The 24,347-nt window shown below is 49.1% G+C and carries 20 protein-coding genes and 1 rRNA gene; 17 read left to right on the top strand and 4 right to left on the bottom strand.

Going from position 1 to position 24,347, the window contains the following annotated elements:
• The first annotated feature begins 4 nt into the window (after positions 1–4).
• The 14 genes from rrf (at position 5) to KD147_RS04245 (ending at position 16,506) form a co-directional block, all read left to right on the top strand.
• Positions 5–119 (top strand): 5S ribosomal RNA (gene rrf, locus KD147_RS04310).
• A gap of 280 nt (positions 120–399) precedes the next feature.
• Positions 400–1,446, top strand: coding sequence for a DUF2066 domain-containing protein (locus tag KD147_RS04305; protein ID WP_212547020.1), 1,047 nt, complete (start codon positions 400–402; stop codon positions 1,444–1,446).
• A gap of 6 nt (positions 1,447–1,452) precedes the next feature.
• Positions 1,453–2,154, top strand: a complete 702-nt coding sequence (gene hda, locus KD147_RS04300; RefSeq protein WP_212547048.1) for a DnaA regulatory inactivator Hda — start codon at positions 1,453–1,455, stop codon at positions 2,152–2,154.
• Positions 2,155–2,247: 93 nt separating this feature from the next.
• On the top strand, positions 2,248–3,228 hold the full coding sequence (gene pheS / locus KD147_RS04295) for a phenylalanine--tRNA ligase subunit alpha (protein ID WP_212547019.1): 981 nt from the start codon (positions 2,248–2,250) through the stop codon (positions 3,226–3,228).
• Between the two features lie 13 nt (positions 3,229–3,241).
• The gene (gene pheT, locus KD147_RS04290) at positions 3,242–5,629 is read left to right on the top strand and encodes a phenylalanine--tRNA ligase subunit beta (protein ID WP_212547018.1); all 2,388 of its coding nucleotides are present in this window, start codon (positions 3,242–3,244) and stop codon (positions 5,627–5,629) included.
• A gap of 2 nt (positions 5,630–5,631) precedes the next feature.
• On the top strand, positions 5,632–5,934 hold the full coding sequence (ihfA, locus tag KD147_RS04285) for an integration host factor subunit alpha (protein ID WP_105189518.1): 303 nt from the start codon (positions 5,632–5,634) through the stop codon (positions 5,932–5,934).
• Positions 5,935–6,256: 322 nt separating this feature from the next.
• The gene (locus tag KD147_RS04280; RefSeq protein WP_105189519.1) at positions 6,257–7,702 is read left to right on the top strand and encodes a glyceraldehyde-3-phosphate dehydrogenase; all 1,446 of its coding nucleotides are present in this window, start codon (positions 6,257–6,259) and stop codon (positions 7,700–7,702) included.
• 282 nt (positions 7,703–7,984) lie between these two features.
• Complete coding sequence (locus KD147_RS04275) at positions 7,985–9,112, top strand: M14 family metallopeptidase (protein ID WP_105189520.1); 1,128 nt, start codon at positions 7,985–7,987, stop codon at positions 9,110–9,112.
• A gap of 359 nt (positions 9,113–9,471) precedes the next feature.
• The gene (locus KD147_RS04270; protein WP_105255616.1) at positions 9,472–10,974 is read left to right on the top strand and encodes an alanine/glycine:cation symporter family protein; all 1,503 of its coding nucleotides are present in this window, start codon (positions 9,472–9,474) and stop codon (positions 10,972–10,974) included.
• 158 nt (positions 10,975–11,132) lie between these two features.
• Positions 11,133–11,462, top strand: coding sequence for a hypothetical protein (locus KD147_RS04265; protein WP_105255615.1), 330 nt, complete (start codon positions 11,133–11,135; stop codon positions 11,460–11,462).
• Positions 11,459–11,740 carry a YeaC family protein gene (locus KD147_RS04260; RefSeq protein WP_105189523.1) on the top strand — a complete coding sequence of 94 codons (282 nt, stop codon included), beginning with the start codon at positions 11,459–11,461 and terminating at the stop codon, positions 11,738–11,740. The genes KD147_RS04265 and KD147_RS04260 overlap by 4 nt, the downstream gene beginning before the upstream one ends.
• Entirely contained in the window at positions 11,730–14,435 is a 2,706-nt protein-coding gene (locus KD147_RS04255) for a DUF349 domain-containing protein (protein WP_212547017.1), read from the top strand. The genes KD147_RS04260 and KD147_RS04255 overlap by 11 nt, the downstream gene beginning before the upstream one ends.
• The gene (locus KD147_RS04250) at positions 14,432–15,001 is read left to right on the top strand and encodes a YceB family lipoprotein (RefSeq protein WP_212547016.1); all 570 of its coding nucleotides are present in this window, start codon (positions 14,432–14,434) and stop codon (positions 14,999–15,001) included. The genes KD147_RS04255 and KD147_RS04250 overlap by 4 nt, the downstream gene beginning before the upstream one ends.
• A gap of 74 nt (positions 15,002–15,075) precedes the next feature.
• On the top strand, positions 15,076–16,506 hold the full coding sequence (locus KD147_RS04245) for a sigma-54 interaction domain-containing protein (protein ID WP_212547015.1): 1,431 nt from the start codon (positions 15,076–15,078) through the stop codon (positions 16,504–16,506).
• Between the two features lie 65 nt (positions 16,507–16,571).
• Here the strand turns inward: KD147_RS04245 and KD147_RS04240 are convergent, their stop codons facing one another.
• Together KD147_RS04240 and KD147_RS04235 are read right to left on the bottom strand one after the other, a co-directional pair.
• Entirely contained in the window at positions 16,572–17,264 is a 693-nt protein-coding gene (locus KD147_RS04240; protein ID WP_249318890.1) for a class I SAM-dependent methyltransferase, read from the bottom strand.
• 65 nt (positions 17,265–17,329) lie between these two features.
• Positions 17,330–17,716 carry a TonB family protein gene (locus KD147_RS04235; protein ID WP_212547014.1) on the bottom strand — a complete coding sequence of 129 codons (387 nt, stop codon included), beginning with the start codon at positions 17,714–17,716 and terminating at the stop codon, positions 17,330–17,332.
• Between the two features lie 342 nt (positions 17,717–18,058).
• Between KD147_RS04235 and ccoG the strand changes: the two genes are divergently transcribed.
• Positions 18,059–19,438 carry a cytochrome c oxidase accessory protein CcoG gene (ccoG, locus tag KD147_RS04230; RefSeq protein ID WP_212547013.1) on the top strand — a complete coding sequence of 460 codons (1,380 nt, stop codon included), beginning with the start codon at positions 18,059–18,061 and terminating at the stop codon, positions 19,436–19,438.
• A gap of 101 nt (positions 19,439–19,539) precedes the next feature.
• Here the strand turns inward: ccoG and KD147_RS04225 are convergent, their stop codons facing one another.
• Positions 19,540–20,451 carry a M14 family metallopeptidase gene (locus tag KD147_RS04225; protein ID WP_105255608.1) on the bottom strand — a complete coding sequence of 304 codons (912 nt, stop codon included), beginning with the start codon at positions 20,449–20,451 and terminating at the stop codon, positions 19,540–19,542.
• Positions 20,452–20,538: 87 nt separating this feature from the next.
• On the bottom strand, positions 20,539–20,946 hold the full coding sequence (locus KD147_RS04220; RefSeq protein ID WP_212547012.1) for a hypothetical protein: 408 nt from the start codon (positions 20,944–20,946) through the stop codon (positions 20,539–20,541).
• Positions 20,947–21,142: 196 nt separating this feature from the next.
• Here KD147_RS04220 and KD147_RS04215 point away from each other — a divergent pair, with 196 nt between their 5' ends.
• Both KD147_RS04215 and KD147_RS04210 read left to right on the top strand, forming a co-directional pair.
• Entirely contained in the window at positions 21,143–21,700 is a 558-nt protein-coding gene (locus tag KD147_RS04215; protein ID WP_105255607.1) for a GbsR/MarR family transcriptional regulator, read from the top strand.
• 431 nt (positions 21,701–22,131) lie between these two features.
• A complete protein-coding gene (locus KD147_RS04210) occupies positions 22,132–24,300 on the top strand; it encodes a prolyl oligopeptidase family serine peptidase (protein ID WP_105255606.1) in 2,169 nt (722 codons plus the stop codon).
• The last annotated feature ends 47 nt before the right edge of the window (positions 24,301–24,347 follow it).

The raw sequence follows: 24,347 nt of genomic DNA, 5'->3' as shown, positions 1-24,347 counted from the left end.
TTTGCTTGGTGATAATAGCGTTCTGGACCCACCTGACCCCATGCCGAACTCAGAAGTGAAACGGAACTGCGCCGATGATAGTGTGGCATTTGCCATGTGAAAGTAGGTCATCACCAGGCTCCTAATTTAAGAAACCCGTTGCAGCAATGCAGCGGGTTTTTTGCTTTCTGGCGTTTTAAAATTATTAGCCCCTGTGCAATCAATTCATCCATTTAGCATGGTCCTTAGCTCCACACCTAAAAATTAAGTAAAAAGTAGGGGAGTTATAGGTTTAAATTAGCGCCGACTTAGCGGTTAATTAATTGGGGATTCAGCAAGTTAACTAATCTTGGCTAACCCTTTGCTTTGTTACTGGCTTTGTTTTAGGATCAGGGCATTCACACTAAGGTTTAAGACGACGTGATCCGTAATTTATTACTGCTAGTTATAGTCCTTGGCGCTTGGCCATTACAGGCAATTGAAGTTAAAGGCTTGTATCAATATCGCCAACCGGTAGAAGATAAAACTCGAACCAGCCGCTCTACCGCCAGCCAAAATGCGCTGCTCAATGTTATTGTTAAAGTAACCGGCGATGCTGGAGCAGCAGACAACTCCACTGTGCGTACCGCGCTACCCGATATCGCCAACTACATGACCAAATATGAGTATGCGGATGATAAGGGGCAAACTTATTTACGGGTGCAATTCGACGGCAATAAGGTCAATGCGCTGGTGCGTGATGCTGGTTTACCCTTATGGGGAAACCGTCGCCCTCTTGTTGTGATCTGGTTAGCGATTGAAGATGGTTGGCGTCGTGAGTTTATGACCGCCGACTCTTATCCGCAAATTCAAGCGTTACTTGCCGATCGCGCCTCTCGTCGTGGTCTTCCCGTGGTTACGCCTTTATTGGATTTAGAGGATCACCAACATGTTACCGTTGCGGATGTATGGGGTAACTTCAGTGACTCTCTTGATATCGCCTCAAAACGTTATATGGCCGAGCGAGTCGTCTCTGCGCGCCTTTATAAGGACGATAATTCCGATGCTTGGGAGCTAGAGTGGCGCTTCACTAACGAAGACCAGTTTGAAGCAATCAAGCATAAGGGTGACCAACAGCAAGTCGTGGTAGACATGGTTGACGCCTTGGCCAGTGCTTTGGCGAGCGAATACGCCATTGATGCCAGCTCCAGTTATGAAGCACAACAGCAAACCTTAAAGTTGTATAACACTCGTACCTTTGTCGATATTGAATATGCGTTGCGCCGATTGAAAAGCCTAAGTGTGGTAACCGATGTAGCGGTAATACACATTAGTCAGGAACGCGTGGAAATTCGTATTAGCCATACCGGTGGCGTGGAAGATCTCAAGAAAGCGCTTACCCTTGACTCTTACTTCAGCGACTATCGCGATCCTCAGAAGTTCTATTACTCCAATAGTAACGATGACCTCGAGTACGCGTGGCAATAACCTATGATGCTTAGCTCGCAATTAGCGCTGCCGGTTACCTTGCCCGATGATGAAACCTACGCCAGTTACTTTGGCGGACAGGACTCACTGGAGGTTAATCATCTGCAGGCGGCTTTCAATCACCTGAACGAACAGTTTCAATACACCTATTTGTGCGGTTTAGGTGATTCTGGCAAGTCGCATTTGCTTTATGCAACCTGTGTTCATGCCCATGAGCTAGGTCTTTCCAGTATGTTGTTATCACTCAGTGAAGTGCAGCATTATGGCCCTCAGGTGCTAGAGGGGGTTGATGCCCTCGATGTGGTCTGTATCGATGATTTACACCTTATAGCCGGTGATGAAGCCTGGGAAAAAGCCCTTTTTAACTTCTTTAACCGCTTTAACGAGCCGGGTAAGCTTTTGCTTATCTCCGCCGACCTGTTGCCTGATATGTTGCATTTGGATCTGCCGGATCTTGAGTCGCGCTTAAAGTGGGGCACCACCTTGCAAATTCGCTCGATGAGCGATGATGATAAGGCGCAGGCACTGACCAACAGAGCCAAGATGCGTGGCCTGGAACTATCCGATGAATGTGCACGCTTCTTATTGACTCGCCTTAGTCGCGATATGCGTGCACTACTGGATGTCCTCGACACGCTAGATCACGCTTCGATGGCGGCACAGCGAAAGCTCACCATTCCTTTTATAAAAGCCACACTAAAGCTGTAGAAACAGACGCGCGGGGCTAGAATCAATGCGGCCCTTTAGTTATCATAAGTGGCTAAATAAACACTTTAAATTATCACCCTAGTCAGGTATCCGATGAACTTAGAAGCGATTTTGGCTGACGCCTTAAAGGCGGTTGAAACAGCCAGCGAAATCGCGCACCTAGAAGATGTGCGCGTAAACTACCTTGGAAAGAAAGGTGAAATAACCGGGCTACTTAAAACACTTGGGCAAATGGCGCCAGAAGAGCGTAAGAGCGCAGGCCAAGTAATTAACCAAGCTAAACAACAAGTTACCGAAGCAATTAACGTAAAACGTGAAGCCTTAAGTGCGGCTGCGTTAGAGGCGAAACTTGCCGCTGAAACAATTGATGTGACCTTGCCAGGTCGTAACATGGCCTCAGGCGGTGTTCACCCGGTGACGCGCACCATCGAACGTATAGAGTCCTTCTTTGGTGAACTTGGCTTTGCCGTTAAGTCGGGCCCAGAGGTTGAAGACGACTTCCATAACTTCGATGCTTTGAATATTCCGGCTCATCACCCGGCACGAGCCGATCACGATACCTTCTATTTCAATCCTAAGCTGGTATTGCGTACGCAGACCAGTGGCGTACAAATTCGTACCATGGAAACCGAGCAACCGCCACTGCGCATTATCTCGCCTGGTCGCGTATATCGTAACGATTACGACCAAACCCATACGCCGATGTTCCACCAGGTTGAAGGCCTGATGGTGGACACAAACGTAAGCTTTACCGAGCTTAAAGGCATTCTGCACGACTTCCTTCGTAACTTCTTTGAAGAAGACATGGAAATTCGCTTCCGTCCCTCATACTTCCCATTCACCGAGCCTTCTGCGGAAGTAGATGTGAAGGGTAAAGACGGTAAATGGCTAGAGGTATTAGGCTGTGGCATGGTGCACCCGAACGTTTTACGTGCGGTGAACATCGACCCTGAAAAGTACACCGGCTTTGCCTTTGGTATGGGCGTAGAGCGTCTGACCATGCTGCGCTATGGCGTAACCGACTTACGCGCTTTCTTCGAAAATGATATGAAATTCCTAAACCAGTTCCGTTAAGAGGTCGTGATAAATGAAATTCAGTGAAAAATGGTTACGCGAATGGGTTAACCCGGCCATAGACGCGAACGAACTGGCAGAGCAACTGTCTATGGCAGGCCTTGAGGTAGACGGCGTTGACGCCGCTGCGGGTGAATTTGAAGGCGTGGTTGTGGGTGAAGTGGTTGAGTGTGGCCAACACCCGGATGCAGATAAACTGCGTGTTACCAAGGTTAACGTAGGCGAAGACGAGCTACTCGATATCGTTTGTGGCGCGCCGAACTGTCGCCAAGGCCTAAAAGTGGCCGTAGCAAAAGTGGGTGCGGTACTACCGGGTGACTTTAAAATCAAAAAAGCTAAGCTTCGCGGCCAGCCTTCACACGGCATGTTATGTGCGTTTGTAGAGCTGGGTATCAGCGAAGAGGGCGACGGCATCATGGAATTGCCGGCTGATGCGCCAATCGGCCAAGACCTACGCGAATACCTAGCCCTTGACGACAAGATTATCGACGTTGATTTAACGCCAAACCGCAGTGATTGTTTAGGCATTAAAGGCTTGGCTCGTGAAGTGGGTGTACTAAATAACCTGGACGTTAAAGAGCTTGAAATTCCTGCGGTTGAACCAACAATCGACGATAAAATTAGCATTGAGCTGGTCAATGAAGAAGCCTGTCCGCGTTACCTTGGCCGAGTGCTCAAGGGTATTAACCTGGATGCGCAAACGCCATTGTGGATGGTTGAAAAGCTACGTCGTAGCGGCATTCGTTCAATCGATCCGGTTGTAGATGTAACCAACTATGTGTTGATTGAGCTAGGTCACCCTATGCACGCCTTTGATCTTAATGCCATTGCAGGTGGCATCAAGGTACGTAGCGCGAACGCCGGTGAAGAGCTGGTATTGCTTGACGGCAACACAGCGAAATTAAACGAGTCGACCTTAGTGATCGCCGATCATAACAAAGCCCTGGCCATGGCCGGTATCTTTGGTGGCGAGCACTCGGGTGTAACCGAAAAGACCTCAGATATTCTGCTTGAAAGTGCTTTCTTCAACCCAGTTGCGATTGCCGGTCAGGCGCGTAGCTATGGTTTACACACCGATGCGTCACACCGCTATGAGCGTGGGGTGGACTTTGCACTGCAACGCGACGCTATGGAGCGTGCGACCGCATTGCTTCTTGAGATCGTTGGCGGTCAGGCTGGCCCTATCGTAGAAGCGGTTGCTCCTGAGCAATTACCTAAGGTAACGGCTGTGACACTTCGTCGCGAGCGCCTAGATCGTGTGATCGGATACCATATCGATGATGAGACGGTCACCAATATTCTCCGCCGTTTGGGCCTGGATGTGCAGTTTGCTAATAATACTTGGCAAGCCGACGTGCCTAGCTACCGCTTTGATATTCGCATCGAAGAGGATTTAATCGAAGAGGTGGCTCGCGTATTCGGTTACAACAATATTCCTAACGAGGCGCCATTAGCCAAGTTGAATATGACTCGCCACAATGAAGCCGATGTTGCCATCAAGCGTATGCGCGACACCCTGGTAACCCGTGGCTATCAAGAAGCCATTACCTACAGCTTCGTTGATCCTAAGGTACAAAATGCCATTCACGGTGAAGACAATAGCCTGGTTTTACCGCACCCGATTTCCATTGAAATGTCGGTGATGCGTAAGTCCCTGATGCCTGGTCTACTTAACACCTTGGTGTACAACCAAAATCGTCAACAGCCGCGCATTCGTTTCTTCGAGCAAGGACTGAAGTTTATTGCCGACGAGCAGGCGGAAAATGGCGTCTTGCAGCAGGCGGTGATTGGCGGCGTGGTTGCCGGCAGTTGTTACGGCGAGCATTGGCACCTAGATAGCCGTGCAGCGGATTTCTACGATGTCAAAGGCGATGTTGAAGCCTTATTGGCGCTGTGTAATGACAATGCGCGCTTTAGCTTTAAGGCCCAGGTGTGTGATGGTTTACACCCAGGTCAAAGCGCGGCTATTTATGCGGACGGCGTACAGGTTGGTTTTATCGGTGCATTGCACCCGCAGTTGCACAAGCAACTCGGCATTAATGGCACTGCGTTTGTATTTGAAATTGAAATTGCCGCGCTAAATAACCGCGTGCTGCCACAGGCAAAGGCTATTTCTAAGTTCCCATCGAACCGTCGCGATATCGCGATTTTAGTCAAAGACGAGGTGAAAGCCGGTGATGTTTTGGCCACGATAGAAAAAGTTGGCGGAAATCAATTGGTTGACCTAAACTTATTCGATGTGTATAAGGGCAAAGGTATAGAGCCAGATTATAAGAGTTTGGCGATTGCTCTGACACTACAAGCGGTTGATAGAACGCTCGAAGAGAAAGATATCAACCTAGTTGTCGACAACGTCGTAGCCACTTTGGCTAAAGAGTTTAATGCATCGTTGAGGGACTAGATATGGCGCTTACCAAAGCCGACATAGCTGAACACCTATTTGAGAAGTTGGGGATCAATAAGAAGGATGCCAAAGAACTAGTTGAAGCGTTTTTTGAAGAAATCCGCTCAGCTTTAGAGAATGGGGAGCAGATCAAGCTTTCTGGCTTTGGCAATTTTGATCTTCGCGATAAGAAAGAGCGACCGGGTCGTAACCCAAAAACCGGAGAGGATATTCCTATTTCGGCGCGCCGTGTGGTTACCTTCAGGCCCGGGCAAAAACTGAAAACCCGTGTTGAAGTCGGTACCAGTAAGCTTGAATCTTAATAACAAAAAGCAGCCTTAGGGCTGCTTTTTTAATGCCTAAAACGGCAGACATTAACTGTTTGTGCGCTTATTTTTGCTGTCAGCGTCTGGTGCTATGTTTTCTACAGCTGATATCTCCAGCCCCTATACCTCAATTTACCATCGCCCATTCTTAGGGTATTTAGTTAAAGCCAACTAGAGGTGGTTATTGTCGGCGCTTTGCATTAGAATATGGGCGCCCGGCAACAGGCATATTGTCCTTGATCACGCTCTCACTTTGTGGTCTGAACAATGGAATGCTGGGGTTGATATCCGTTCAAAACAAATTTCAAAGGCAGAAACAATGACCTTATCTCACGAGCAAGAATACTTAAACAGCTGGCAGGAACGCCAAGACTTCGCTGAAAGTATGCAACCTATTATTGGTAAACTGTACCGCAACCGTGGTATCGAAATTGCTGTATATGGCCGTCCGCTAGTAAGCGCCAGTACTATCGATATCATCAAAGCGCACAAAACCGTCGCTCAATTTGAAGATTCAAAACTGCGTTTACGTGAAAGCTTCCCATTCCTAGAAGCCATTAGCAAAATGGAGTTAAACTCTGCTCGTATCGATATCGGTAAGTTAGCTTATAACTACCTATACAAAGATGCAGCCAATGGTCGCTCTGTTGAAGAATACCTAAACGATGAACTGGCTGAAATCGTTAACGCCGGTTCAGCAAAAGAGCCACGCGACGTAGTACTTTACGGTTTCGGTCGTATCGGTCGTCTGCTAGCTCGTCTACTTATCGAAAAATCAGGTCCTTACGCTGATCTTCGCCTTCGTGCCATCGTAGTTCGTGGCGGTAAAGACGGTGACCTTGAAAAGCGTGCCAGCCTGTTGCGTCGTGATTCAATCCACGGTCCTTTCAACGGTTCAATCACTGTTGATACCGAGCGTAATGCCATTAAAGCAAACGGCAGCTACATCCAGGTTATCTACGCTAACTCACCAAGCGAAGTTGATTACACAGCTTATGGCATCAAGGATGCACTTGTTGTTGATAACACAGGTATCTGGAAAGACGAAGCTGGCCTGGGCCAACACCTTGAAGCAAAAGGCGCGGCAAAAGTACTACTTACCGCTCCTGCTAAAGGCGATATCAAGAACATCGTATACGGTGTTAACAACCAGGATATCAAACCTGAAGACAAGATCGTGTGTGCGGCAAGCTGTACTACTAACGCCATCACACCAACCTTGAAGGCTCTTAACGACAAGTTCGGTATTAAAAATGGTCACGTTGAAACGGTACACTCGTACACCAACGACCAAAACCTAATCGACAACTACCACAAGGCCGAGCGTCGTGGTCGTGCTGCGGCATTGAACATGGTTATTACCTCTACCGGTGCGGCTAAAGCGGTATCTAAAGCGCTTCCAGAGCTAGAAGGCAAACTAACTGGTAACGCTATCCGCGTACCTACGCCTAACGTTTCAATGGCTATTTTGAACCTGAACCTTGAAACTGCAACAAACGTTGAAGAGCTAAATGCCTTCCTACGTGACACTGCACTATACTCTGACCTGCGCGACCAAATCGATTACACAGCGTCGACAGAAATCGTGTCTACTGACCTTGTAGGCAGCCGTTACGCCGGTGTTGTTGACTCGCAAGCAACGATTGTTGACGGTGACCGCGTAGTACTTTACGTTTGGTACGATAACGAATTCGGTTACAGCTGTCAGGTTGTACGTTGTATGCAAGACATGGCTGAGGTTACTCACCCAAGCTTGCCACGCTAATAAGCGTAAAGAACAAGACTAGCCGACACCGAGTGTCGGCTTTTTTATTGCTAATACTGACTTTCCCAGCATTAGAGTGAGGGAAGGGCCAGGCTATTGCACTAATGCCAATTCTGTTAAGTATGTGATCAGAGATAGCGCTGGATAAATGATGTGATAACAAGGCGGAGTTTTTCTTATATAGTATTCTACATAGAAAAATTCCAACGCAGTTAGCACGATATTTAGCCCGCTAGAATGATTGGCTATTTAAGTGAATTGGTATAACTATAAGGATCAGCAATGAAGATCACCAGTAATTTCGACAGTGGTAATATCAAGGTTATCGCTTGTGAAAACCCGATGAATATCCAGCTAGAGATCAATAAGGACAACCAGTCTGATTTTTATCAGTGGTTCCACTTTCGCCTAGAGACCACGGCATTTGTTGAGCATCGTATTCAGATCAATGAGTTGGCGCAGTCAGCTTATCCAGAAGGCTGGGACGATTACCAGGCAGTGGCCTCATACGACCGTCAAACCTGGTTCCGCGTGCCTACCCGTTATGAAGACGGAAGCCTAGTTATCGACGTTGAGCCTGAATGTTCACAGATGTTCTTCGCTTACTTTGCGCCGTATAGCTATGATCGCCACTTGGATTTAGTGTATTGGGCACAAAGCCATGCTATTTGTGAAGCGCAAAACCTGGGCCTAACCCTGGACGGTCGTGATATGACGGTTCTACGCATCGGTGAGCCGAGTGCAGAAAAGAAAAACATCTGGATCACCGCACGTCAACACCCGGGCGAAACCATGGCCGAATGGTTCGTTGAAGGCTTGCTACACAAGCTACTGGACGACGAAGACCCGCATGCGGCAGCCTTATTATGCAAGGCCGTGTTCTACATAGTGCCGAACATGAACCCAGACGGCAGCGTGCGTGGCCACCTGCGCACCAATGCAGCCGGTGTGAATCTAAACCGTGAATGGGCAACCCCAAGCATGGAAAAGAGCCCGGAAGTATTCTTGGTGCTTAACAAGATGCGCGAGGTAGGCCTGGATATGTATTTGGATATCCACGGCGATGAAGCCCTGCCTTACAACTTTGTTGCCGGCAGTGAAGGGATCCCAAGCTATGATGCGCGCCTGGAAGAGTTAGAAAACACCTTTAAGCAAGCGTTGTTGACCATCACGCCTGAGTTCCAGGACGAGTTCGGTTACGATAAAGACGCGCCGGGCGAGGCCAACTTGACCGTGGCATCTTGCGCCGTGGGTGAAGAGTTTAAGGCCTTGGCCTACACGGTAGAAATGCCGTTTAAAGATAACGCCAACTTGCCAGACCTAGATTATGGTTGGTCTGATCGCCGCTCTTATCAGTTTGGCCAGGATACCCTAAGCGCCATCGTTGCTGTGGTCGATAAGTTGAGATAATGCGCTAAAGCATGGGCAGTAGTCATCGCGAGTGCCCATTTAACAGCTTAGCAGCGAATAAAGGCATGCGTCGTATAACGGCCCATGCCTTTTTTATTACTTTTAACATAGTCAGGATGAATACTGGTTAGGTTGGTTTAACATATTAAAATTTAAAGACTTTTATTTTTCTAATACGTACCAGTAGACACCCAGATGCAGTTGGATTGAAAATTAACTGTTAACAAACTTGGGTGGTATAAGTTAATATTCCAAAGGTTGAAGAGTGGGGTAAGTGTGCTAACCGATCCTCACTGCCTTATGTCCCGCATTCTCAGTATCGTAACTAAGAATAAAAAATATAATTATAGAGGATATCCATGGAAGCTTTTGTAAGCGCCGTTAATGACGTTGTGTGGAGTAGTGCACTCATTTATCTCTGTCTAGGCGCAGGTCTATTTTATTCCTTACTAACCCGTTTTGCGCAAGTAAGACATTTCAAAGAAATGTGGAAGTTGCTGCTGAGCTCGAATGAATCAAGTAAAGGTATCTCGTCTTTTCAAGCCTTGGCCGTGTCGTTATCCGGACGCGTAGGCGTAGGTAACATTGCCGGTGTCGCCGCTGCGATTGGTTTTGGTGGTCCTGGCGCTATTTTTTGGATGTGGGTCGTGGCATTTTTGGGTGCTAGCACCGCGTATGCCGAATCAACCCTAGGCCAAATTTATAAAACCGAAGAAGATGGCCAATATCGAGGCGGCCCAGCTTTTTATTTTGACCGTTGTTTGCAGCAAAAATGGCTGGCTATCTTATTTGCAGTCTCTGCCATCGTTGCCTGTGGCGTGTTTTTACCGGGTGTGCAGGCGAATGCGGTTGGTAATGCCTTTACCGAGGTATTTGGCCACGGTGAAATGGTGACTACGAGCTTTGGTGAGGTAGGAACCTTTAAACTCGTTGCTTTGGCTATTATTCTGATTGTTCTCGCCTTTATTATCTTTGGTGGGATTAAACGTATCGCCCACTTCACTCAAATTGTCGTGCCGTTTATGGCCTTGGGTTACATTGTCCTGGCCTTGATCGTGGTCTTCCTAAACCTGGATAAAGTGCCGGGTATCTTCTCATTAATCGTTTCCGATGCTTTTACCGCACAAGCCGGTTTTGGTGCGGCGATTGGCTGGGGTGTAAAACGCGGAATTTATTCGAATGAAGCAGGCCAGGGTACCGGTCCTCATGCGGCCGCGGCCGCAGAAGTTGACCATCCTGCGCAGCAGGGTCTGGTGCAAGCCTTCTCTGTGTATGTGGATACTATCTTCGTGTGTACGGCGACGGCTTTAATGATCCTGATTACCCAGCAGTACAATGTGGTTGGTGAACTACCTGCGGGCCAATTTATTGTGCAAAATGTGGATGCGGCAACCGAAATCGGCTCTGCGGCATTTACCCAAATGGCCTTGTTCAAAGTGTTTGGTGACTTTGGCCATGCCTTTGTCGGTATTGCTTTATTCTTCTTCGCATTTACCACTATACTGGCGTACTACTACATTGCCGAAACCAATGTGGCCTACTTAAACCGTTACTTCAAAGGCAACATCCCAATCGTGATTGTGAAGTTGGTGATCATGTTTATGGTTTCATATGGCATGGTTAACAGCTCTGGTTATATTTGGAATATCGGTGACATTGGTGTAGGCCTGATGGCGTGGATCAATATTGTTGGTATCTTGGCTATTCTGTTTGTCGCCAAGCCGGCGTTGACCTGCTTGCGTGATTACGAAGAGCAGAAGAAAGCCGGCGGTAAAGTGACATTTGACCCGGTAAAATTAGGCATTAAAAACGCCACCTTCTGGGAAGAACGTCTTGCTAAGCAATCAAAAGATGCTGAGTAAATAGGTTCATTTTGTTGATGCAGAGGTGTAGCTCACCCCCATTTTTGAATCTCGGCATTTGCCTTAAATTCAAAAAAGACATCGACAAATAAAACCAGTACAATGAGGCGCCAAGTGGCGCCTTTTTTATTGGCGCGCAATTGCACCTAGGAGTAAGCATGGCCATAATCTCATGTCCGCAATGTCAAAAATCGATATCCGACAAACATAAAGCCTGTCCCCATTGCAATGCCGCTTTTGGCGAAATGGATGCCGAAACCAAAACCCGATTGGCGGCGCGTACTAAAACGCAAAAACAGCAGTCGCTGATGAACCAGTCTTTTATCGCCTTAATCCTTTTCCTCGGTGGCTTTTTAGTCCTTTACTGGCAACATCCGGTGCCCGGCTCATGGCAGCAAACAGCTTGTTATGGAGCCATTGCCATTGGTGTCGTCTGGTACCTAGTTAACCGCGTTCGTTTAGTGTTTTTGAAAAGAAAAAAATTATGAATATTGACCAGTTAGTCCAGTCTATTACCCCTGAAGTATACGAACGTCTGCAATACGGCGCCGCAACCGGCAAGTGGCCAGATGGCAGCCCGTTAAGCGAACAACAAAAAGAGCAAACAGTGCAACTGGTGATGCTCTATCAAGCCAAGGTGCTCAAAAGCGACGAGCAGTTCACCGTTGGCGCCGACGGCCAGCTGGTGCAAAAGTCTAAGAAAGAATTAAAGCAGCAATTTAAGGCCGAAAACGAAATAGCTAGGTTCAGTGAAAATGATCTTTAAACAGTTGTTCCAACCCAAGTGGAAGCATCCAAAAGAAACCACTCGCCTGGGGGCCTTAGCCCAGTTGGATAAACAACAGGATGCACACATCCTCACCACGCTGGCGTGTGAAGACCCCAGCGTCAATGTGCGTACCGCAGCGCTGAAAAAGCTTAACGATGTCGCTTTGTGGTGGCAGGCCTGCCAACAGGATGGTGAGCCAAGCATTAAACGCCTTGCCAATCAAAAAGTGGCCGAGGCCATTTTAGCCAGCCCTAATGCACTGAGCGACGCCGATAAAGAGCGCTATATTGAGCGTTTTGCCGCCGATAAAACCCTGGAGCAACTGGCGCTGCAAGAAAAAACCGCGGCCATTAAAATTAAGTTGTTAACCCGCTTAAATAAAGCACCCTTGGTTGAGCAGGTATTCCGCGGCGCGGATGAAGCATTGCAACTGCAATTGTGTGAGCTGGTCTTGAAGTTACAGCTGACGGAAAAGCTGCTTAAGGTTGCCAAGGGTGAGGCTAAGCAAAAACTGCAGGAAGTCATTGATGAGCAGCAGCGCCAGGCGCAGATGCCGGTTGAGGTGGCCGAGCAGGCCAAGTTGATTCTTGCCAAGCTGAATGCCTTGCGTGACAAAACTGACTATCAGCTAGTTAGCGGGCAGTTTTCACAACTTCAAAAGCAGTATCAGCAGTTGGAGCTTGAATGGCTGGATGAAGAGCTACGTGGGCAAACACAACAAAAGTTTACGCAACTGGCGGCCAAACTAACGACCCATAGCGATAAGCTAAAAGTTGCCTTTGAACAACAGCAAGAACAGCAGTTAGCCAAACAGCGCAGCGTACTCGCCCTGGCCAATCTCAGTGCCTTGGCCGAAGAGATCAGCAATGCCATGGCGCTGCGTTTTGACGGTAACGAGCAAATTCAAACCGACTGGCTTCATGCCAAGGTGGCGCAGGCCAAAGACATGCTGCAAAGTGAAGACTTGCAGGCCGGCACCGAGCTGCAAAGCCAGCAGCAGGAATTAGTGCGCTTATTTAAGCAGGTAGAGCAGCTCGCAGCCTACGAACAAGACGTGGATGCCCTGCGTGAGCAGCTTGCCAGCTACAGCAGTTTACGTGCCCCTGACGAGGTCAGTGAACTGGATGCGGCCATTAGCGCCGAAGCCGAGTTGCGAGCACAATTACAACAGGCTATTAAGGCACTCCCTAAAGAGCTGGCAGCGCTTTGGCAGCAACAGTTTTCGCACGCCCGTAAGCATTGGCAGAGCCAGAGTGACGCCCTAATGCAGGAGCAAAAGCAACTGCAGAATGCGGCGCGTAAAAAGGCGCGAGATATTCGTCGCCTGATCAACCAGGGCCGCTATCGCGTTGCCTTTGGTGTGTTCAATGGTCTACAGGAAATCTTTGAGCAACTGGCCGGACATTTTCAAAACGATATCAGTCGCGAATACGAAGGCCTGGCGCAAACCCTGAGTGAAGCCAAAGATTGGCACCAGTATGCCGGCGAAGCACAACAAGAGCAGTTATTAGAAGCCGCGAAAGTGCTGGCAAACGGCGACTGCGATGATGCCAACGAGCGCCTGGCGCAAGTGAAGCGTTTACGTAAAAGCTGGCAGCTGTTGGGGCCAGAGGTGGCGCAACAGGCGAAAGACGAATTCGAACAGGCGATTGAGGCTGCGTTTGCCCCTTGTCGCGATTATTTTGCCGAGCAACAAAAGCTTAAAGAGCAGGCAATTGCCGAGCGCGAACAGCTAATTGCGCAAATGGCCAGCCTGGGAGAGCGCAGCGGTGAGCTTGAAATTCGTGAGCTTGAGCACCAGTTCAATGCCCTATTAAAACATTGGCGCGCGGCTAAGCAGTTAGAAAGTAAGCTTTATCACAAACTCAATAAAGCCTTTAGCAATGCTCAAGGGAATATGGGCGAGCGCGTTGCTAACTTCTATCAAGACAATGCGAATGCCAAAGCGGCGCTTTTACAGCAAGCGGAAGAGCTGCAAAGCCAAGACGATGTGTTTGCGGCTACGCAAACGCTAAAAGAGCTGCAACAACAGTGGCAGCAAATCGGCTTTGCTGGCAATAGCAAAGAGCGTAAGTTATGGCAGGCGTTTCGCCGCGTAAACGATAGTATCTTTAGTCAGCGCGATGCAGCTAAGGCACAGCAACAGCAGGCCCATGCCGAGCAAAAAGCCCAGCAGGTGAGTGCCCTTGAAGCGCTGGAGCAACAACTGGCGCAAGCGCAAAGCAATGCGGATTTGCAACAGCTGCGCAATGATGTGCAGCAGCTGCAATTAGTGCGTGAGCTACAGGGGCGACAGAAAAACTTAGTGGCCCGCATTGAGGCGGCGTTGAATGCTAAAGAGCAGGCACAGCAAACCCGTCATCTGCAGGAATTGCGTGCAAGTTTGGCTCAGGGACAGGCGCTGCCAACAGACTGGCTGAATGATTCGCGCCTTGAGCTAAGCAGTGAGCAGATAGTACTGCGCCTGGAAATTGCCAATAATCTGGCCAGCCCTGAGTCACTTTCGGCACAGCGCATGCAGGAGCAAGTCAATATGCTCGATGCCAAACACCATGGCGTTGAGTACAGCACCGATGAGCTGTTACTTGCCTGGGTAGCCAAGGCGGGTGTTGACGAGCAAGGTATTTGTCAGGGTGACGCTCAAGAGCGTGAGCGCATCCTAGTAGTATTAGATAAGATGGTATCAGTATGAAGCAATGGATAATGGGTATGGTGCTGGCTTGTGTCGCCTTGTTAGGTGGCTGCGCCAGTCATGCACCTTTGAGTGTTTTTTCACTAACGAGTGGCGAGTTGGAGCAAAGCCTGCTGCAACACAGTGATCGTTATGGCGCCAATGCCACCGTAATGGGTGTGCCCATGGAGCTGACGGTGAATGATATTGGTGTGCAAATTGGCCCCGAGCAGAGTCCTAATGGCATTGAGCTCGCGCTGGATAATACGGTGATGATGCAGGCCTTGGCACTTAAGGTGCCGGTGCGCGTGCGCTTAAATATCGCCGCTGTGCCTTATTTTAATGGCGATGAAGATGCCATCTATTTGCAGGATTTTAAAATCCTCAATGCCGATATCGATGCCATGGGCTACCGCGGTAAGTTGGCGCCTCTGTCCGAAGAGGTGCAGCAATTATTGACTCAGGCGTTGAGCCAATATCCGGTGTACAGCCTGAATAAGCAAGACCCTAAACAGGCCTTGCTGGCACGCTTTAAACTCGCTTTAGAGGTTAATCCAGGGGTGATCACCCTGACTTCGGGCCTTTAATTGCATTAAACCTTGCGAAATTGTGTGGGCAAGCCCTAAAATGACGACATATCGTCACTTGCTCGCACATTTCCATGGACTCTTCATTAAAACATTTTCTTCACGATCCCCGTCTATTGCTTGATGCCGCCGGCGAGGGCATTTACGGTTTCGATCTCAGTGGTAATGCGGTATTTATTAACCCCGCCGCAGAGCGCATGACCGGCTGGCAGGCAGACGAGCTACTGGGCAAAAAGATCCATCAGTTTCATCACCACAGTCACGCAGACGGCAGTGAGTATCCGGCCGATCAATGCCCCATTTATCGCACCATGTTCGACGGTCAAACCCGTCAGGTAAGCAATGAGGTTTTCTGGCGTAAGGATGGCAGCCAGTTCCCCGTTGAATACACCTCCACGCCTATTTATAAGGACTCCCAGCTGATTGGCGCAGTGGCGATATTTCGTGACGTATCGGCCCAACGCAGTACCGAGCACGCTTTGCGTGAGGCGCTGCAAAGGGTGAGTCAGCTTAGCGAGCAGCTGCAGGCGGAGAATCGTTATCTGTTGGAAGAGCTCAACGCGGATTGGCAGCACGGCGACTTGGTCGGTCAGTCGGCGCCATTTCGCACCATGATGCAGCAGATTGAGCTGGTGGCACAAACCGACGCCAGCGTCTTGATCCTCGGTGAAAACGGCACCGGCAAGGAGCTGGTGGCGCGCCACCTCCATGCCCAAAGTGAGCGCCGTGATGCTCCATTAGTTAAGGTCAACTGCGCCGTATTTGCCGAAAGCCTGCTGGAGTCCGAGCTCTTTGGCCATGAAAAGGGCGCCTTTACCGGCGCCGCCCAAAGGCGCAAAGGGCGCTTTGAGCTGGCCGACGGCGGCACCTTGTTTCTCGATGAAATTGCCGAGCTGCCCATGGCGGCTCAGGGCAAGCTGTTGCGGGTGCTGCAGGAGCAGGAGTTTGAGCGCTTAGGAGGGCAGGAGACCATCAAGGTGGATATTCGCCTGATTGCCGCCACCAACCGGGATCTGTGGCAAATGGTGCAGCAGGGCACGTTTCGTATGGATCTCTATTATCGCCTCAATGTCTTTCCCTTAACCGTGCCGCCACTGCGCGAGCGCATCGAGGATATGGAGCTGCTGGTGGCCCAGCTGCTGACTAAGCTATCGCAGAAGTTAACCCGTAGTTTCACCGGGATAAGTAAGAAAAGTTTGGCTATGCTTAAGCGCTATTCCTGGCCGGGCAATATCCGTGAGCTGCAAAATACCCTGGAGCGTGCGGCCATTTTAAGCCCGGGGCCGATTTTGCACATACCCAGCCTGATGCTGGACGGTGCAGCAGGGGAGCCTGTTCACGATGCGATGCCAACCTTGGCCGAACACGAAAAGCAATATATCGAAGAGGTGTTAAGCCAATGTCAGGGCCGTATTAATGGCCGTGGCGGCGCCGCAGAAGTTTTGGCACTGGCACCAAGTACCTTGCGCTCAAAGATGAAGAAGCTTGGGATCTGCCGCGGATAGTGTGAGTGGGGCGAATTCTGAGTGAATGTATAACGGGGCGCAGTGAGCACTCGTTTTGTCGCATTTTACGCGATGCGCTCAAAGCGGAAATAGGCAAATTTCTGCACCCTTTGGGCCGGGGTGATGTGCTCCTCGATTCGTTCCTCGAGCAGCTTGAAGCACTCTCCGAGCTCGGCCTTCAGCTTTGGAGCGTCATATTGCACTATCGGCAAGCCACTGCACTTTTCGGGGCCACCGACTGCAAAAGCAGCAATAATTAGGTGCCCGCCTGGGCAGAGCGCGTTTTTCAAGGCATCAACATAACGCTGACGGTCTGCTGCGTCCGTCAAGAAGTGGAACACCGCTCGGTCGTGCCACAGGGTAACCTGGGTGTCAGGCGAGAAAGCCGTAATGTCAGACTCGACCCAATTGACCACGCTGGCTTTTTCTCCCAGCCGCTTAGCCGATTTAGCCAATGCCGCGCCAGCAATATCCAGGACGCTAAGATTTGTGTAGCCCTGCTCAATCAGTTGATCGACCAGTACCGACGCGCCACCGCCTACGTCAATAATTGGCGCAGAGGTCTCAAGATGACACTTGGCTATCAGTTCCAGCGAGATGGCAGGCTTTAACTGAAACCAACTGACTTCGGTTGCTTCTTTTTGCTTATAGACGTTTTGCCAATGGGCCTTTCTGTCAAGATCTTGCACTAACTGCTCCAAAATCATATGTAACGCCAGCATAATGGGCGGATCAAGCTTGGCTAAAATTAGCGACAAAGGAGCGCAAGCCAAGTATTAGACGTCCACTTAATGATGCGTTTGTTATATGGAAAGCCTCAAACTTAATTTTTATTACCTACGAAACTAAAGTTTATTGAAGAAGCTTTTTTGAATTCTTTTGGGTTAAGTGAAGTTAACTCAAAGAATGGAGCTGAATTTTGGACTGCTTGAATAGCCGCTAGATCAAACTCTTTGTCGCCACTAGTTGACTGTATTTTTACTTCAATAATATCACCGGATTTCGATAGCTTAGATGCAACTACAACTAGTTTATCATTGGACTTTTTATCACAAATCCATTGAGAATTTTCTCTAACGCGTTTCATGATGTTGTTTGCACATGCTTCAAGCCCAGCGCATTCATAGGACGTTTGCTCTACTTTTGAGTTTTTAGTTGCGCACCCAAAAACAAAAAACGAAAAGGCCACCAATACAAAAAGTTTTCTCAATGTGAAAAGCTCTATATAACAGCTTATTAGTGAGACCTTGCAAGGTAGGAGGTAAACCATGTATAGGCGCACTAATAAGACTATAAAAAGTAATAGTAAATCATACAGTAAAGGAAATAATGTCTGCGCACAATGCCAAGAGGATGCCTCACAAATTCAATCCTTTTCTAAGTATTCCGTCAATGGAAATAACGATATTTCGATACCTTCGGCGTTATATCGTCACTAAGCCTGCTTTTGATTTTTAAAATAGTTAATAAAAACAATAGATTATTTTAATTTCCTACCTGGCACGGGGCTTGCGATAGGGGCTGTGTTCCCTAGTTAGTAAAAGCAAGTAATATGAAATTTGATATTAAAGAAGAAGACCTGATCATTAAGCCCTATAAGCAATCCGGGCCGATTTATGTGCGTGAGCAAAAGGGGCGCTTTCAGCGTATTCGCCGAGTGCTTAGCTGGTGTTTGATGCTCGCCTTTATCGGGCTGCCCTGGGTGAGTTATGAGGGCCAGCAAGCGGTGTTATTCGATGTTGCCCAACAACAGTTCAGGATCTTTTCCGTCACCTTTTTCCCGCAAGACTTTATGCTGGTTGCCTGGCTCTTTATGGCCGGGGCCTTTGCGCTCTTTTTTATCACCAACTGGCTCGGCCGTGTCTGGTGTGGCTATCTGTGCCCGCAAACCGTGTGGATGCTAATGTATACCTGGGTTGAGCACCGCCTTGAGGGCACCCGTAACCAACGTATAAAACGCGACGCTCAGCCCTGGAACGCCGATAAACTGGCACGTAAGGGGGCCAAGCATCTGGTGTGGTTATTGATGGCGTTTTTAACCGCCACCACCTTTATGAGTTACTTTATTCCTGCGCACGAACTGTATAGCGACCTGCTGGGTTTGAGCTGGGGTGGTATCACCTTATTCTGGGTCTTCCTGTTTACCCTGTGCACCTATGGTAACGCCGGTTGGTTGCGGGAAAAGATGTGCATCTATATGTGCCCGTATTCGCGTTTTCAATCCGTGATGTTTGATAAAGACACCTTGGTGGTGAGCTATGATCAGGACAGAGGTGAAGCCAGAGGGCCAAGAAAGCGTAAGGCCGACCCGAAACAACTGGGGTTAGGAGATTGTGTCGACTGTAATCTGTGTGTCGAGGTATGCCCCGCCGGTATCGATATTCGTAATGGCTTGCAATACGAGTGCATTAACTGCGGCCTGTGCATTGATGCCTGTGACCAAACCATGAACAAGTTTAATTATCCAAAGGGCTTAATTGCCTATCGCAGTGAGCGCCAGCAAAACGGTGGCCGGACATCAATTTGGCGTCTAAAACTGGTGGGCTATGCACTGATGACGGCCTTGGTGTTTGTGGTGATGGCCGTTTGGCTCAATGGCCGTACGCCATTGGAGGCTTATATCACCCGGGATAGGGGAGAGCTGTCGCGGGTCGATTATCAGGGCCAGGTGGAAAACCCATATCGCATTTCCATCATCAATAAATCCCAGCAGCCACAGCGCTACACCTTGAGCATAGACGGCTTGGCGCAGGCTCAATTGCAGGTGCATGGCCACTTGTTTTTGCAGCCGGGTGAGCAAAAAGAGGTGCCGGTCACGGTTAGCGTCGACGGTGAGTTACTCGAGCGTAAGGTCACGTCCTTTAGCTTTGTGATAACGCAAAGTGAGGGAGAGCAGCAAAGTATCAGTAAGGAAACCCGTTTTTATAAGTAGTTTGGCCAATTACCAGATATAGCCGAGCAATAAAAAAAGACCCAGTTTAGCGCTGGGTCTTATTATTTGTGTCTACCTAGGGTTGTAACCTCAAGCGCTGTTTATAAAGCGCGGACAAAATCCAGGGCAGCGACCACGGCCGCTACCTGGGCGGCGATACAATTTTCAGGGGTGCTGCGCGGGCTATCCGGATACACCTCAGTGGTGGTGACATAAGGAGCTAAAGTCAGACCCATGCAGAGGCCAAGCTTACGACCGGCGTATTCAATCACCCCATGCCCGGAAATGGGCACGCCAATCAACTGATTATTGACATCGGCTTCGGCAATATGAGTAACGCTCGCTACCTTGGCATTGATGGCTTTTTGGAAGTCTGGCTGTGGGCGCTCGGTGTCGGCCACCAGATAAAAACCATCGGGAATATTCCAATTGTTATTGGTCGTGCCTTCTCTGGCCGCCAGGGCCGGGCGGAATTCGGAGTTATCCGTATCCGTGGTTTCATGCAGGTCGATATGCACCAACACATCGCTGCTAAAGGGGGCAATAAAGTCCAGCAGCAGTTGGGACTCGGGGGCCGGCGAGCCCTCATAAAACGAGCGGTTAGGATCAACCGCATCCGGATTCCAGCGGTTAATGGTTTCATAACCCCAAGGGCTCACGCAGGGAACGACAAGAATATTGAAGGCGTCGCTGTGTGCCGGCGCGAGTTCGGCGGCAAATGCTAGAGCGCCGTGTACGCCGCTGGTTTCATAACCATGTACGCCACCGGTCACCAGGGCAATGGGGCGCCCGGGCTGCCAGTTTTTGTGCTTAAGGGCATAAAGCGGGTAGCGACTTTGGTAGTCAAGCTGGCCGTATTCGATGATGTCATACTGGTTGGCTAAAGCCTGGACCTTAGTGACGACCTCATCCTGATAGCTGCGTTGAACGTTTTGTGCTGCCAACCATTGTTGTTTGTGCTCTTCTCCCCACGGCTCGCCCGGCGTGCCAATAGGATAAATGGTGTTGCTCATAAGCCTTCCTAGTGTTCTTTTGTGTTTAGCCGCAGCTTAGAGTCTTGGTGTGGTTTGTCAACCACATTGCCTTAACTGGCCAACGCCTTAGGGGGTCGCCAGGTGTTCATTTACATAGGCCAGGGCATCGTCAAAATTATCGAAGACAATGTCGGAGGCGGTGTCGGCACGCCCTAGTGAGCGGCGAATTTGCTCTAACTGATTAATGGCGATGGCGGAGTCAATAACAAAGGCGGCGGCCTGACAGCCGTGGGCAAACATCTTCTCGGCCACGGAAACCATGCGCAGTTGCGCCTCCGGCGTGGCAGCGAGCACGTCCATGGAATTGCTAATGTAGGCCCAACGTTGAAGTTGATGCTCTTTAACCAGGGTTTCTAACTGAGTAGCGAAGGTGGCTATCATGCGCTCATTGATGGCACCACTGAATTGGCCGACGATAACATCCCCTTGTCGGGATAGTTGATACGAACCATTGGCGCCGGAATAATGAAACATACATCCCCCTGTAGTTTGTGAAGGCCAGAATCTAATCACAAGGCGCTTATTGTAACTGCATCTAGGTGTATTTAGGATGCTTTTTTGCGCTTTATTTGATGTGAGCTAGGTTCGATAGATTTAAGTGTAGTCGATGCTTGAATCGCGTTGTTAAAATGAGGTACTTTCAGAACATAATGAACATTTGGGGTGGGTAATGGAACTAACAGACAAAATGCAGGCCTTTGTAATGCACTGTGGCGAAATGGGCAGTCGTTGGGGCTTTAACCGCACCATAGGGCAGATGTATGCGTTGTTACTTATTAGCGAAGAGCCTCTCAGTGCTAACGAATTATCGCAAACCCTGCATATTTCTCGTGGTAATGTCAGCATGGGCATTAAAGAACTCAATTCCTGGCAATTGATCGCCACTCGGCATAAGCCGGGCGATCGCAAAGAATATTACCAGCCCGCAGGCAGCATTTGGCAGATGGCCAATCGTGTGTTTGAACAGCGCCGCAAGCGCGAAATTGACCCAACCTTGAGCCTGCTGCGCGATAACCTGCTCGATGAGCCCAGGGATCAGCAGGAGCGTTATGCCCAGCAACGGTTATTAGAAATTCATGACTTACTGGAAATGATCACCGAATGGGCCTCCGAGCTGCAGCGTTTAAGCCCGGAAAAATTATCGACCTTGATGAAGCTCGGTGCTGGCGTTTCAAAAATCCTCGATTTTCGCGATAAGCTCAGCCCTAAAGACCGCACAGAGACCTGAGTTACCCATCTATTAGCCTGAAAAGCGCAATAATACTAAACGCGTATATCTATATAACGAAACAATTGAGGTGTTTTTGCGCAATTAGGTTAATAATTAGTTATACCAATTCTGTTAAGTATGTGATCAGAGATAGCGCTGGATAAATGATGTGATAACAAGGCGGTATTTTTCTTGTGTAGTTATTCTACACAGAAAAATACGAACGCAGTGAACACGATATTTAGCCCGCTAGAATGATTAGCTATTTAAGTGAATTGGTATTATAGGTTTCCAGCCAAAGATAACCAATCTCGCTCGTCGAGTTGGTTTTCTTCTTTTTTGGCCCTTCTTAATTTTCCCCACGCCTTGTACCTGCTCGCACAACACTAGACAAATGGCCGTCTAGCCGCTAACGTAAACCGGTTTATAACAACAAGAATGGAACTTTTATGCTTAAAAGAACACTGGCTGTGGCCGTGTGTGTGGCCCTAACTGGCTGCAACGACAAACCGGCGGCAGAAGCAAGCGCACAAAAAGAACAAAAAGTAGAGCAAACTCAGGTTGCCCAGGCGGCCATCAGCTACCCAACCACCCGTAAAGGCGATGTCGTTGACAGCTATTTTGAGCAGCAAGTGGCAGACCCATACCGTTGGCTTGAAGACGACATGAGCAGCGAGACGGCACAATGGGTTGAGGCGCAAAATAAGGTCACTTTCGGTTACCTTGAGCAGATCCCTTTCCGCGACGAGCTTAAACAACGTCTTAAGACCCTTATGGACTATGAAAAGGTGAGCGCGCCGTTCACCGAGGGTGAATACACCTATTTCTATAAAAACGATGGCCTACAAAACCAATACGTATTGTATCGCCAAAAGGGCGAAGGTGAGGTGGAAGTTTTCCTAGACCCGAACACCTTTAGCGCCGATGGCACCACCTCACTGGCTGGCATCAGCTTCAGCGAAGATGGCTCTCTCGCAGCCTACCAAATCTCAGAAGGTGGCAGTGACTGGCGTAAAGTGATTGTTCTTGATACTAAAACCAAAGAACAAATTGGCGAGACCTTGGTCGATGTGAAGTTCAGCGCCATTTCTTGGTTTGGTAACGATGGCTTCTATTACTCAAGCTATGACAAGCCCAAAGGCAGTGAATTGTCGGCGAAAACCGACCAACATAAGCTGTATTACCACAAGTTGGGTACGGCACAAAAAGACGATGCCCTTATTTTTGGTGGCAGCGATGAGCAAAAACACCGCTATGTTGGCGCCGAGGTGACCTCGGATGCGCGCTTCCTGGTAATCTCAGCGGCCGTATCTACATCGGGTAACAAGCTGTTTATTAAAGACTTAAGCAAAGAAGACAGCGAGTTGGTTACCATTATCGATGACCTGACTTATGACAGCTCGGTACTGGATAACAAGGGCGATACCCTGTTTATCGTCACCAACAAGGACGCACCGAACAAGCGCGTGGTGACCGTTGACAGCAAAGATCCGACGCCTGAAAACTGGCAGGATCTTATTCCAGAAACCGAGAATGTGCTGAACATCTCTAAAGGCGGAGATTTCTTCTTCGCACGTTACATGGTTGATGCCATTTCTCAGGTGAAGCAGTTCGATAAGACCGGCAAGCTGGTACGTGAAATCGCCTTGCCAGGCGTGGGCACGGCGTCGGGCTTTAGCGGTAAAAAAGATCAAACCACCCTGTATTACAGCTTCACCAACTATAAAACTCCAAGCACCATCTTCAGCTTTGATGTAAACAGTGGCGACTCGGTTGTTTATAACGAGTCAGGTGCCCAGTTTGACCCGGCGCTGTACGAGTCTAAGCAGGTTTTCTATAGCTCAAAAGACGGTACTAAGGTACCTATGATCCTAACCTTTAAAAAGGGCACTGAGCTTAATGGTAAAAACCCAACCATTCTTTATGGTTACGGCGGCTTTAACGTGAGCCTGACTCCTCGCTTCTCGGCCACTACGGCGGCTTGGTTGGAGCAAGGCGGCGTATATGCTGTGGCTAACCTGCGTGGCGGTGGTGAGTACGGAAAACAGTGGCATAAAGCCGGTACGCAAATGCAAAAGCAAAACGTATTTGACGACTTTATTGCCGCGGCCGAATACCTGATCGCCAACAACTACACCTCAAGCGATTACCTGGCGGTACGTGGCGGCTCTAACGGCGGTCTATTGGTAGGTGCTGTGATGACGCAACGCCCGGATCTGTTTAAGGTTGCCTTACCTGCGGTAGGGGTACTGGATATGCTGCGCTATCACACCTTCACCGCCGGTGCGGGTTGGGCCTACGATTATGGTACGGCGCAAGACAGCAAGGAAATGTTTGATTACCTTAAGGGCTATTCTCCGGTACACAATGTAAAAGCGGGCACCAGCTACCCTGCGACTCTGATCACCACGGGCGATCATGATGACCGCGTGGTTCCAGCGCATTCATACAAGTTTGCCGCCGAGCTGCAATCTAAGCATGAGGGCGACAACCCAGTGATGATCCGCATCGAGACCAATGCCGGTCACGGGGCGGGTACGCCAACCAGTAAGATTATCGAGCAGTATGCAGATATCTATGGCTTTACATTGTATAACATGGGTATTAAAAAGCTTTAATACCCAGTAAGTTATGCTAGTTTGAAAGCCGAGCCATGGTGCTCGGC

It is taken from the genome of Pseudoalteromonas sp. BDTF-M6, assembly GCF_018334135.1.
GTDB lineage: Bacteria > Pseudomonadota > Gammaproteobacteria > Enterobacterales > Alteromonadaceae > Pseudoalteromonas.
This window is presented reverse-complemented; position numbering and strand designations above follow the sequence as displayed.